The organism is Streptomyces sp. NBC_00016, assembly GCF_045040885.1.
In the GTDB taxonomy this organism is placed as follows: domain Bacteria; phylum Actinomycetota; class Actinomycetes; order Streptomycetales; family Streptomycetaceae; genus Streptomyces; species Streptomyces coriariae.
Genome location: NZ_CP108304.1, coordinates 1,209,232 through 1,221,244, shown reverse-complemented (window position 1 = coordinate 1,221,244; position 12,013 = coordinate 1,209,232). Strand labels below are relative to the sequence as shown.

Genomic DNA, 12,013 nt, shown 5'->3' with positions numbered 1-12,013 from the left:
GACGCCATCGGAAAGCAAACCTTCCTGCAAAATGCACCCGTGCCGCTTCGGTCGGCGCCGTGCTCCGTCCCCTACGACGAAAAAAAGGGATCGAAGATGACCACTGTGGGTGTGCGGCGCTCCCGCCGACTCGGCCGCGGCGGCATACGCCGCCTGGTTCCGCTCGCTGCCGGGGCCGCGGCAGGTGCCCTGCTTCTCTCCGCCTGCGGGTCGGGGTCCGACTCGGGCGGAACCTCCAAGTCGCTGACGTTCTGGATCTCCACGGTTCCGGGGCAGGACGCGGGCTGGAAGGCGTCGGTGGCGGCGTACAAGAAGGAAACCGGCGTCAACGTCAAGCTCGTCAACATCCCGTACGACGGCTACGACGCGAAGCTGCGCAACGCCGCTCAGGCGAGCTCCCTGCCCGACGTGGCGGCGGTGCCGAAGATCGACCCGATCTGGTCGAACAAGCTGCTCGACCTCGGCTCCATCGCCAACAACAAGACCAACAAGATCAACGCCAACTTCGTCGCCAAGGACTCGTCCGGGAAGGTGCTGTCCATCCCCTCGGACGTCACCGCGTCCGGCATGTTCATCAACAAGTCGCTCTTCGACAAGGCCGGCGTCTCCTACCCGACCTCGCCCTCCAAGACCTGGACCTGGACCGAGTTCATCAAGGCGGCGAACGAGGTCCGGGAGAAGACCAAGGCCAAGTACTCCCTGACGTTCGACCAGTCGCCGTCCAGACTCCGCGCCATGGTGTACGAGATGGGCGGGCAATACATGCACGCCGACTCCTCCGGCAAGTTCTCGGCGGACGAGGCGACCAAGAAGGCCGTGAACACCTTCGTCGGCTGGAACGACGACAAGACCATGCCGAAGTCGGTGTGGACCAGCGGCGCCGACCCGTCGGCCATGTTCCAGAGCGGTGACGTCGTCGCCTACTGGTCCGGTGTGTGGCAGGTCGCCTCCTTCGCGGACAGCGTCACGAAGTTCGAGTGGGCGAGCGTCCCGACCCCCGCCGAGCCGGTGCAGGCCAGCGACGTCAACAGCGGCGGCATGGTCGTGGGCTTCAACAACAACAGCGACGCGGCCACCGCCGCGAACAAGTTCATCTCGTGGCTGTACGAGCCCGAGCACTACAAGGCGCTGTGCGAGGCGTCCGGGTTCCTGCCGGTCGAGAGCGGCCTGAACCCGACGTACCCCTTCAAGTCCGAGGCGGCGCAGGCGGCGTTCAAGCTCTACAACGAGTCGATTCCGCTCTACGCCCCCGTCTCCGGCTACTTCAACGTCGCGCAGACGAACTGGGCGCTGAACGGCAAGAGCCTCACCGACGACCCGACCAAGGCGGAGATCGGCAAGGCGATCAACGGTGAGCAGTCGGCCGACAAGGCCCTGGAGAACATCGTGGCCGGCTACAACCAGCAGGTCGGCGGAGTGAAGTAGGTCCCAGGTCCGGGCGGCGGTGCGAGCCGCCGCCGCCCGGACCTGGACGTCCGCGTGATGCCGGGCTCATGGCGTGAGCCCACCGCAATCCCATCCACCAGCACGGAGTCAGGAAGATGACAAAACGAGCCTCGGACGTGTCCGTGAGCCCGCCCAGGAGCCGTAGTAAGTACACCCTTGCGCCGCTCGTCCTCATCGCGGCCAATGTCGTGCTCTTCGCGCTGTTTTTCGTCTGGCCGGCGGTGATCGGGCTCGTTTACTCCTTCACGAACTACACGGGCGTGGGGTCGTTCCAGTTCGTCGGACTGGACAACTACCAGAAGCTGCTCGGGGACTCGACCTTCTACGACGCGACGACCCGGACGCTGCTGTACACCGTGCTCTTCGTTCCGCTGAACTTCGTGCTGTCGCTGCTCATCGCCAACGTGCTGGTGAGCAAGCACGCCAAGGGTGCGTCGGTCGCCCGGCTCTTCTTCTTCATCCCGTGGCTGCTGTCGCCCATCATCGTGGGTGTCCTGTGGCGATGGCTGTTCGGTGAGAACTTCGGACTGGTCAACTACCTCATCGAGAAGCTCGGCGGAAGCGCCGTTCCGTGGCAGTCGAACGCGGACCTGTCACTGATCGTGGTCGTGGTGGCGGCCGCCTGGGCCTGGACGGGCTTCTCGATGCTGCTGTTCATCGCGGCGATCAAGAACGTGCCGACGTCGTACTACGAGGCGGCGGCGCTCGACGGCGCCGGTCCGTGGCGCCAGTTCATCAGCATCACACTGCCGAGTATCGCGCCCACCTCCTTCATCGTCATCCTGCTCAACACGATCCACGCGATGAAGGAATACGCGGTGTTCGCCTCCCTCAACAGCGGCGGACCCGGAACGTCGAACAATCTGCTGGTCCAGTACATCTACCAGACGGGGTTCAAGGCAGGCCAGATCGGCTACGCGAGCGCCGCGTCGTTCGTGCTCATGCTCATCCTGATGGGCGTCGCGGTCATCCAGATGATGGTCAACCGGCGGGTGGAGAACCGATGACAACCACAGACATGCCGCGCAAGGTCGACGCCGACTCCGTACGGGCCGTCTCCAAGAAGAGGTCCCGCGGGTCGGCGACCGGCGGGCTTCGGCGCGCGATTGCCCCGACGACTCTGCTGTGGGTCCTGGCGGGCCTCTACGGGATCCCGGTGCTGTGGTTCGTCCTCAGCTCCTTCAAACCGGCGGGAGACCTGTTCTCCCTTCCGCTGACGGTGCTCCCGCAGAACCCCACCGTGTCGGGTTACAAGGAAGCGTGGGCAAGCGCCAACTTCGCCCAGTACTTCATCAACACGACCCTCGTCTGTGTGATCGCGACGATCCTCACGGTGGGAGTCAGCTGCTGCACCGGGTACGCGCTGGCCAAGTACGACAACAGATGGCTCAAGGCCTTCTTCCTCTGCATCCTGGCCACCACGATGCTCCCTGCCGAGGTCATGCTCGCCCCGCTGTTTCTGGTGGTCCGCGACCTGGGCTTCTACAACTCGCTCGCCGGCATCATCCTCCCGGCCCTGCTCACCGCGACCGGGTGCTTCATGTTCCGCCAGTTCTTCCTGACGGTCCCCGACGAGCTCATCGAGGCCGCCCGCATCGACGGCGCCAAGGAGCTGTCGATCTTCCTGCGGATCATGGTGCCGCTCTCCCGGCCCATCATGCTCACGCTCGCCATCCTGTCGTTCCAGTGGCGGTGGAACGACTACATCTGGCCGCTGCTGATGCTGAACGACCCCGAGAAGTTCACCGTGCAGATCGGCATCCAGAGCCTCGTAGGGGCGCAGAACATCAACTGGTCGGTGCTGCTCGGCGGTTCGGTCATCTCCATGATCCCGTTGATCGTCGTCTTCCTGGTGTTCCAGAAGTACGTCATGAACGCCGACATCAACGCCGGACTGAAGGACTGACCTTGCCCACCCCGCTCGACCAAGAGTTCGTCCGCGCGGTGGCCCGCGCCGCCGACCGGCAGGCCGTCCCGTTGGCGGCCCGCCCGGACGAGGAACCCGCCGGTGTACCGCACCGTGGTCTGGCGCGGCGGGTGAAAACCCTGGTCGCGGCATACCGTTCCCCGGACTCGGCACTGCACGGCAGCGGACAGGCCGTCGCCGCCACCCTGACCCACCTCCGCGCCCTGCGGGCCGCGCAGACACCCACCGGCCTGTTCGCCGGCGGCGACAACGTGCAGTCACCCCCGGACTCCGCGTTCACCGTCAACGACGTGTGCGACGCGCACGTCCTCGCCGCCGGCGCGGGGCCGGAACTGCACGACGTCACGGTCGCGCTCGCCGAGATCGCCGGCGCCGCCGCCGGCAGTCTCCTGACCGGCGGCGTGCACACCCCGAACCACCGCTGGGAGCTGTCGGCGGCACTGGCCCGGCTGCACCGGTCGTTCCCGGACGACCGGCTGCTCGCCCGCGCCGAGGAGTGGCTCGCCGAGGGCGTCGACATCGACGCGGAGGGCCTGTACTCGGAACGCAGCGCCAACTACGCGGCCCACGTGTCCAACCCGTCGCTGCTCCTGCTGGCCGATGTGCTCGGCCGCGCCGACCTGCTGGACGCCGTCGAACGCAATCTCGCCACCACCTTGGACCTCATCAGGCCGGACGGCACGGTGGAGACCGTCCACTCGCGACGGCAGGACCAGAACCACCCGTTCCCGCTGGCGCCCTACCTGCCGCACTACCGGCTGCTCGCGATCCGCACCGGCCGGGGCGACTTCGGCCGGGCGGCACGGCTCGCGGCCGCCGGCGGCATCGACGACCCCGACCTGCTCGCCCAGACCCTCCTCACCCCGGACCTGTGCCGCGCCCTGCCTGCACCGGCCGTGGAGACACTGCCCCGAGACCGGTACCTCACCACCGCCCGTCTCGCCGCACACGCCTCGGCCACCGCGCACACGGTGGTGTACGGCGGCTCCGACGTGCCCGCGCACCGGCGCATCCGCTCGGGCCTCGCCTGCAACCCCACCTTCCTGCGCCTGTTCGCGGGCGACGCCGTCCTCGACGCGGTCCGGCTCTCACGGGGATTCTTCGACCTGGGCCCGTTCCGCGCCGCCGAGATGCACCGGCTCGCCGACAACCGCTACCTGCTCTCCGAAACCTTCACGGCCGCCTACTACCAGCCGCTGCCGCCGGACCGGCGACGGGACGACGGCGTCTACCGGCTGGCGGACGAGGGACGCTTCTCGGGCGCGATGGCCTTCCCGGACCGGCCTCGGGACGAGGTCTCCCACACGACCCGCGTCGAGGTGGACCTGCGGGAGGACGGTGCGGACCTGCGGATCGACATCAGCGGGCCACGGGTGCCCTGGGCCCTCGAACTGACCTTCCGGCCGGGTGGCGTGCCGGAGGGCGCCCTGCCGATCGGCGACGGGCGCTGGTGCCTGACGACCGGGCCGATGACCTACCGGGTCGGCCACGACGAGATCCGGGTCGAGGCCGACGTCGAGGCAGGCGAACCGCTTGCCGGGCCGGACCGGAGTGACGTACTGCGGTACGACCCGGGCCAGGACTGCACCGTGGTGGGCGGCACCGATGCGACGACCGGGAACCGCGTCTGCCTCGGTGGGCTCGGCCCGCACACACTGACCCTCGCACTGCGCGTCCGCCGGCCCGCACCGGTCGTGTGACTCCGACGACCCACTCCATGGCCATCTCAGGCATGAAGGGCTGATCCCCGTGGACCTTACGTCCCCTCCCGTGTACCTCCTCCACCAGCGCGGCCCGCTGCACGACCTGCCCGACACCCCGCAGGCGTACGACGCCGTCCTCGCCGACGTCACCGAACAGGCGCTGCGCCGCCTGAGCCCGCAGGGCAACCTGGAGCACCCCGACTGCGTCGACGACATCGGCGACACCTCGCTCGGCATCACCTCCCTGCTGGCCCTGGCCTGGCAGCGCACCAAGGACCCGCGGCTGCCGGAGGCGGTGCGCCGCAGCCTCGCCTTCCACCTCCGCGAACGGGTCTACCGGGACGACAACCCGGGCTACCCGAACCTGAGGGTGCGCGGCTCCGGACTCCCCTACGCCCGCTACACCCTGGCGGCCGGCGCACACCCCGTCGGCGACTGGCCGAGCACGGTGTGGGCGCTGCTCCAGGCCGTGAACGTGCTCGACACCGCCGAGGGGCTGGTGCCGGACGAGCAGCGCGCCGAGCTGCTGGAGGTGGCGCGCGGCTACTGGAGCTGGCTGACCGATGCGACCTTCTTCAACCCCCAGGAGGCGGGCAACCAGGCCATCGGCTGCGTGGTCGGCGGCCTGATGCTGGCCCGCCATCTTGCGCCGGAGGACGGCGAGCCGGTCCGCGCACGGGCCCTCGCGCTGTACTCCGACGAGATCCGCGCCCACCGGGTCCGCGACCGGGGCGCCCTGCTGCCCCCCGAGCACGGCGGCGCCTACGACAACAACTACGGCCCGATCTCCCTCTCCTTCCTCGCCCAGGCCCACCGGGTCAGCGGCGAGGAGGTCTTCGCCGAGGACGGCGAGGCGCTCGCCCGCTACCTCGACGCCCGCCTCACCGGCGGCGGCTTCGACAACGGCGGCCCCCGCTACAGCGAGCAGCACTCGGCCTTCGAGTCCGTCCTCGGCCTGCGCTACTTCGGCGCCCGGATCGGCGCCGACCTGGGCCGCTACCGGGGCGACAGCCGCTGGGCACGGCACGCCGTCAAGGCGGACGACGGCGTCGACGGCCACTTCGCGTGGATGCTGGTCTGGCAGATCCAGGACACCACGCGTTGGCACCGCGAGCCGTCCACCGGACCCGCACGGCACCAACTGCGCGCCGGCACGGTCTCGGTGGCCTTCGACGACCGGATGACCCCCGCGGTCGTCGAGGCGGCCGGTACCTACTACCTGCCCGCCGCCGTCAACCGCCAGCACGGCTTCGGCCCCGTCACCGACGGCTTCCTGCTGTGCCGGCCGATGGGCGAGGTCCGGGTCCGTGACGCCCGCGCCGACGGCCTGACGGCCAAGCTGGTCACCAAGCCGGTCGTCGGCCGCGACCACGTCCTGCGCAGCGTGCGCTCCCTGTACGTCACCGACGGCACCACCCTGTGGACGACGGTCGCCGTGGAGCGCCTCGACGGGACGCCGTACCTGCTGGCCGGCCTGCCGTACGCCGAGGACGACGGCGACCGGGTCCGGCGCACCGCGCACGGAGCCGTCTCCTCACCGGGCGGCCTGCGCCTCACGCACCCCGAAGCCGAGGGCGCCGAGCACTTCGACGCGCGCGCCGAACTCACCCAGCAGGAGGCCGCCTTCGCGCTCGCCGCCGACCCGCGCGGCTACGGCAACCCCGACGAGGGCTGGCGCCACCTGGTCAGCTCGACGGCGCTGGAGGCGGGACCGCTCCCGGACGCGCCGGACGACCTGCACGTGTTCGCGGTGCGCCACGGCACCGAGGAGCCGCTCACGGTCGCGGTCGACTGGGCCGAGGAGGGTTTGACCGTGCGGACGGACGCCTTCACCGCCGTTCTCGGCCCCGACGACGCGCACGCCGAGCCGACGCTGACGCTGCGCGCCGCCGTCAGGGGCTGAGGGTCATCCGCGGGGTGCCGCGCACCGCGTACGCGGGCAGCCGGGCGTCCCGGAGGAACGCGGGGGACAGGGACAGACCGAACCGCCGCTCCACCACACCGAGGCTGCGCCGGTAGCCCGTCCGGTAGTCCTCGTCCTCCGGCGGAAGGTAAGTGCTTCCGTCGCAGGACAGGATGCCGGCGGCGACCAGCTCGGGCAGCAGCAGATCCGGCTCCGCGCCCCAGCGCCACACCTCCTCCCGCAGCCCGTGGCCGGACACGAACACGCCGTCGCGCGCGTAGTGGAAGTCGGCGGGCGGGTGCTCCTGGGGCGGCACGTACCGCACAACCTCCACGCCGTCGCGCGACATCTGTGCGAGCAGGTCCCCGCCGGTCGAGTCCCCGTACTCCAGGGCGAACGACCAGTCCCCTGATCTGCCCACCCGGATCACGCCGTCCCCGTCCTCGGCCGGCCGGTACTCGGTGATCCCGAGCTGCCACACCTCGGCGTCGGTGATCGGCTCCGTGGCCCCGCCCGGGTCGGCTCCCATACGGTGGGCCAGCTCCTCGGGGGAGATCCCGCGCGCGAACACGACGCTGGACATCCAGCCGTCCAGATCCACCAGCCACACGATTCCGTCGGTCATGGGGCCGAAGTTAACGCGTGGCACCGACAACGCCCCCGGCGGGCCGGGGCCGGGGCCGGACGGGCAGGGGCACGACCAGATCGGCCCGCTCCCTCGTCGTCGCCACCAGCTCGGCGTTGCGCTGGTCGCTCCGCAGCACCCAGGCCACCGCCTCCTCGTGGCCCTTGCCGAACTCCTCGTGCCGGGAGATCAGCCGGCGGACCCGCTCGTCCTCGTCCGTCTCGCAGAACCACACCTCGTCCAGGGCGGCGCGTACCCGCGTCCACGCACCCGTGCCGACGAGCAGGTAGTTGCCCTCCGTGACGATCAGCCGGGCCGTCGGCGGCACCGGCACGGCCCCCGCGACCGGCTGCTCCAGCTCCCGCTCGAAGCCCGGCGCGTAGACCAGGTCCTCGCCGTCCGTCTCCTCCCGCAGCCGCCGCAGCAGGGCCGCGTAACCGGCCGCGTCGAAGGTGTCGGGCGCCCCCTTGCGGTGCCGGCGGCCGAGGCGGTCCAGTTCCACGTCGGCGAGATGGAAGCCGTCCATCGGGACGTGCGCGACCCAGGGATCGCCGGTGCCGTTCAGCTCCCGCACCAGACACTCGGCGAGCGTCGTCTTGCCCGCGCCCGGACCGCCCGCGATACCGAGGAGCGCGCGTCGGCGGCCGTCCCCGGCGAGGGAACGGGCACGTACGAGCAGATCGTCGAAAGTGAGCACACAGCAGAGTGTCGCAGTCTCCTGGAAGGTGACCCGCAAGGCCGCAAGGAAAGGAGGACGACCGTGTCCGACGACGAGCTGCAGATCCGCACCCTGATCACCCGCTGGGCCGAGGCCGTCCACCGGGGCGACCTCGACACCGTCCTCGACCGGCACGCCGAGGACCTGGTGATGTACGACGTACCGGCGCCCCACGAGGGCATCCGGGGCCTGGCCGCCTACCGGGCGACCTGGCCGCCCTTCTTCGTCTGGCAGGCCCAGGGCGCCCGCTTCGACATCGACACCCTCGACGTCACCGCAGGTCACGACGTCGCCTACGCCCACGCCCTGCTGCGCTGCGGCACGCCCGAGGAACTCGCCGAGTGTCCGAGCCTGCGGCTGCGGCTCACCTTCGGCCTGCGCAAGGAGCACGGCCGCTGGCTCATCGCCCACGAGCACCACTCCTTCCCGCACGACTGACCGGATGTGGCGCGCGACACACCGGTGAGGGGCCCGATGTGGGGGAACCAGGGCCGTATGACGTCGACGCTCGGTCTCCCCGAAACGATCCAGGCCTGCCTCTTCGACCTCGACGGGGTCGTCACCCGAACGGCCGTGGTGCACGCGGCCGCCTGGAAGGAGACCTTCGACGCGTTCCTGTACGCGCGCGGAGGCAAGGACTTCCGGCCGTTCGACGAGGCCCGCGACTACGACGAGTACGTCGACGGCCGCCCCCGCGCCGACGGCGTCCGCACCTTCCTCGCCTCCCGGGGCATCGAACTGCCCGAGGGCGAACCGGGTGACCCGCCCGACGCGCAGAGCGTCCACGGGCTGGGCAACCGCAAGAACGAGCTGCTCCTGGAGAAGATCCGCACCCAGGGCGTCCGGCCGTACGACGGCACCCTGCGCTACATAGCGGCGGCACGCGCGCGTGGCCTGCGGACGGCGATCGTCTCCTCCAGCGCCAACACCCGCGACGTACTGCGCTCGATCGACGCCGAGCACCTCTTCGAGGTACGGATCGACGGCGTCGTGGCGGCCGAGCGGAAGCTGCCGGGCAAGCCGCGGCCCGACACCTTCCTGGCCGCCGCCCGCGACCTCGGCGTCGAGCCGGCGAGGGCGGCCGTCTTCGAGGACGCGCTGGCCGGGATGGACGCGGGCCGCGCCGGGGACTTCGGGTACGTCGTCGGCGTCGACCGGGTGGGGCAGAGCGACGCGCTGTACACGCACGGCGCCGACATCGTGGTCAAGGACCTCGCGGACCTCGCGGAAGTCGGGGAACTCGGCGGCCTCCCGGGCGGCGTCGACGGGGGAGGGCGGGAGTGATCAAGGACCGGTCCTACACCGTCGAGCCCTGGTACGTGCGCGAGACGCGGCTCGACCTCGACGTCCTGGCGCAGAGCGAGTCCGTCTTCGCGCTCTCCAACGGCCACGTCGGCTGGCGCGGCAACCTGGACGAGGGCGAGCCGCACGGCCTGCCCGGCGCCTACCTCAACGGCGTCCACGAACTGCACCCGCTGCCCTACGCCGAGGCCGGCTACGGCTACCCGGAGTCCGGGCAGACCGTCATCAACGTCACCAACGGCAAGATTCTTCGGCTGCTGGTCGACGACGAGCCGTTCGACCTGCGCTACGGGCGGCTCGTCACGCACGAGCGGGTGCTCGACCTGCGCCGGGGCGTCCTGGAGCGGACCTGCGAGTGGACCTCGCCCGCCGGATCCACGGTCCGGGTGCGCTCGACCCGGCTGGTCTCGCTCACCCAGCGGGCCGTGGCCGCCGTCGCCTACGAGGTGGAGGCCGTCGGCAGCACCTCCCGGGTGGTGATCCAGTCCGAGCTGGTCACCAACGAGAGCCTGCCCGACCCGAACGGCGACCCGCGCGCGGCCCGTGCCCTGAAGTCACCGCTGGAGCCGGAGGAGGACGTGGCCGTCGGCCGCCGGCTGCGGCTCGTCCACCGCACGAAACGCAGCGGACTGCGGGTGGCCGTGGCCGCCGACCACGAGGTCACCGGCCCCGAGCGGACCACCGTCGACAGCGAGAGCAACGTCGACGTCGCCCGGCTCACCGTCACCTCCGTGCTGGAGCCGGGTGAGCGGCTGCGGGTGGAGAAGATCGTCGCGCACGGCTGGTCCGGCGCCCGCTCCCGGCCCGCGATGAGCGACCAGGTGGAGGCGGCCCTCGCGGCGGCCGGGCACAGCGGCTGGGCGGGCCTCCTCGACGACCAGCGTGCCTACCTCGACGACTTCTGGTCCCGCGCGGACGTCGAGGTCGACGGCGACGAGGAGATCCAGCAGGCCGTCCGCTTCGCCCTCTTCCATGTGCTCCAGGCCGGTGCCCGCGCCGAACAACGCGCCATCCCCGCCAAGGGTCTGACCGGGTCCGGGTACGACGGCCACGCCTTCTGGGACACCGAGACCTTCGTGCTGCCCCTGCTCACCTACACCGCTCCCGGCGCCGTCGCCGAGGCCCTGCGCTGGCGGCAGAACACCCTGCCCGCCGCCCGCGAACGGGCCGTCCAACTCGGCCTGCGCGGCGCCGCGTTCCCCTGGCGGACGATCGAGGGCTCGGAGGGCTCGGCGTACTGGCCGGCCGGCACCGCCGCCTTCCACGTCAACGCCGACATCGCCGACGCCGTGGTCCGGTACGTCACGGCGACCGGGGACACGGACTTCGAAGCGGCCACCGGTGTCGAGCTGCTGGTGGAGACCGCGCGGCTGTGGCGCTCGCTCGGCCACCACGACGCGCACGGCACCTTCCACATCGACGGCGTCACAGGACCCGACGAGTACAGCGCGGTCGCCGACGACAACACCTACACCAACCTCATGGCCCGGGCGAACCTCCTCGCCGCCGCGGACGTCGTGGTACGGCACCCGGGCGAGGCCGCCCGGCTCGGCGTGGACGAGGAGGAGAGCGCGGCCTGGCGGGACGCGGCCGAAGCGGTGCACGTGCCCTACAACCACGAACTCGGTGTGCACGAACAGCACGCGGGCTTCACCCGCTACCAGCAGTGGGACTTCGCCGGCACCCGCCCCGACCAGTACCCCCTGCTGCTCAACTTCCCCTACTTCGACCTCTACCGCAAACAGGTCGTCAAGCAGGCCGACCTGGTCCTGGCGATGTACACCTGCGCGGACCACTTCGACGAGGAGCAGATCGCCCGCAACTTCGCCTACTACGAGCCGCTGACCGTCCGCGACTCCTCCCTCTCGGCCTGCTGCCAGGCGGTGATCGCCGCGCAGGCCGGCCATCTGGGACTGGCCTACGACTACACGACCGAGGCCGCGCTGATGGACCTGGCCGACCTGGAGCACAACACCCGCGACGGGCTGCACATCGCGTCCCTGGCGGGCACCTGGATGGCCCTGGTCGCCGGCTTCGGCGGGCTGCGCGGTGACAGCGAGGGCCTGCGATTCGCACCCCGGCTGCCGGAGAGGTTCAGCCGGCTCGCCTTCAGCGTCCAACTCCTCGGCCGTCGCCTGCGGGTGGAGATCGGCCCGGACAAGGCCACGTACACCCTGCTGTCCGGCTCCCCCCTGACGATCCGGCACCACGGCGCTCCCGTGCTGGTGAACGGCGACGGCCCCGTCGTCCGCGCCGTACCGCCGGTGCCGGACCGGCCGACGCCCCGGCAGCCGCCGCACCGGGGGCCGAACACCCGCTGAGCCGGGCCGGCGTCCGGCGGTGTGTTTCCCGGCCGCCGGGTGCTGGTAGGTAGTGGGGAGTCGCAGGC

General features: G+C 70.9%; 10 protein-coding genes. 8 read left to right on the top strand and 2 right to left on the bottom strand.

Features of this window, described 5'->3' with window-relative positions:
• Nucleotides 1-96: 96 nt before the first annotated feature.
• From OG933_RS05500 to OG933_RS05480, 5 genes are all read left to right on the top strand, one after another.
• The gene (locus tag OG933_RS05500; RefSeq protein WP_362519805.1) at nt 97-1,425 is read left to right on the top strand and encodes an extracellular solute-binding protein; all 1,329 of its coding nucleotides are present in this window, start codon (nt 97-99) and stop codon (nt 1,423-1,425) included.
• A gap of 116 nt (nt 1,426-1,541) precedes the next feature.
• Complete coding sequence (locus OG933_RS05495) at nt 1,542-2,453, top strand: carbohydrate ABC transporter permease (protein WP_028806721.1); 912 nt, start codon at nt 1,542-1,544, stop codon at nt 2,451-2,453.
• Nucleotides 2,450-3,352: a carbohydrate ABC transporter permease gene (locus tag OG933_RS05490; protein ID WP_362519808.1), complete on the top strand. Its 903-nt coding sequence runs from the start codon at nt 2,450-2,452 to the stop codon at nt 3,350-3,352. Before OG933_RS05495 ends, OG933_RS05490 begins: the two co-directional genes overlap by 4 nt.
• A 2-nt stretch (nt 3,353-3,354) precedes the next feature.
• A complete protein-coding gene (locus OG933_RS05485; protein ID WP_405625680.1) occupies nt 3,355-5,073 on the top strand; it encodes a hypothetical protein in 1,719 nt (572 codons plus the stop codon).
• 70 nt (nt 5,074-5,143) lie between these two features.
• Nucleotides 5,144-6,979 carry a hypothetical protein gene (locus OG933_RS05480; RefSeq protein ID WP_405625679.1) on the top strand — a complete coding sequence of 612 codons (1,836 nt, stop codon included), beginning with the start codon at nt 5,144-5,146 and terminating at the stop codon, nt 6,977-6,979.
• Here the strand turns inward: OG933_RS05480 and OG933_RS05475 are convergent.
• Together OG933_RS05475 and OG933_RS05470 are read right to left on the bottom strand one after the other, a co-directional pair.
• Nucleotides 6,969-7,604, bottom strand: coding sequence for a DUF6461 domain-containing protein (locus OG933_RS05475; RefSeq protein ID WP_405625678.1), 636 nt, complete (start codon nt 7,602-7,604; stop codon nt 6,969-6,971). The genes OG933_RS05480 and OG933_RS05475 overlap by 11 nt on opposite strands.
• A gap of 10 nt (nt 7,605-7,614) precedes the next feature.
• Nucleotides 7,615-8,301, bottom strand: coding sequence for a nucleoside/nucleotide kinase family protein (locus OG933_RS05470; RefSeq protein WP_405625677.1), 687 nt, complete (start codon nt 8,299-8,301; stop codon nt 7,615-7,617).
• Nucleotides 8,302-8,364: 63 nt separating this feature from the next.
• Here OG933_RS05470 and OG933_RS05465 point away from each other — a divergent pair, with 63 nt between their 5' ends.
• The 3 genes from OG933_RS05465 to OG933_RS05455 are packed head-to-tail and all read left to right on the top strand — an operon-like array spanning nt 8,365 to nt 11,945.
• A complete protein-coding gene (locus OG933_RS05465; RefSeq protein WP_362519823.1) occupies nt 8,365-8,760 on the top strand; it encodes an SgcJ/EcaC family oxidoreductase in 396 nt (131 codons plus the stop codon).
• Nucleotides 8,761-8,817: 57 nt separating this feature from the next.
• Nucleotides 8,818-9,606, top strand: a complete 789-nt coding sequence (locus OG933_RS05460) for an HAD family hydrolase (protein ID WP_405625676.1) — start codon at nt 8,818-8,820, stop codon at nt 9,604-9,606.
• Entirely contained in the window at nt 9,603-11,945 is a 2,343-nt protein-coding gene (locus tag OG933_RS05455) for a glycoside hydrolase family 65 protein (protein WP_405625675.1), read from the top strand. Before OG933_RS05460 ends, OG933_RS05455 begins: the two co-directional genes overlap by 4 nt.
• Nucleotides 11,946-12,013 lie beyond the last annotated feature (68 nt).

Bases quoted from the DNA above. Each gene is read 5' to 3' on its own strand.
- OG933_RS05495 (WP_028806721.1), top strand. From the start codon at position 1,542: ATGACAAAACGAGCCTCGGACGTGTCCGTGAGCCCGCCCAGGAGCCGT.
- OG933_RS05460 (WP_405625676.1), top strand. From the start codon at position 8,818: ATGACGTCGACGCTCGGTCTCCCCGAAACGATCCAGGCCTGCCTCTTC.
- OG933_RS05490 (WP_362519808.1), top strand. From the start codon at position 2,450: ATGACAACCACAGACATGCCGCGCAAGGTCGACGCCGACTCCGTACGG.
- OG933_RS05500 (WP_362519805.1), top strand. From the start codon at position 97: ATGACCACTGTGGGTGTGCGGCGCTCCCGCCGACTCGGCCGCGGCGGC.
- OG933_RS05475 (WP_405625678.1), bottom strand. From the start codon at position 7,604: ATGACCGACGGAATCGTGTGGCTGGTGGATCTGGACGGCTGGATGTCC.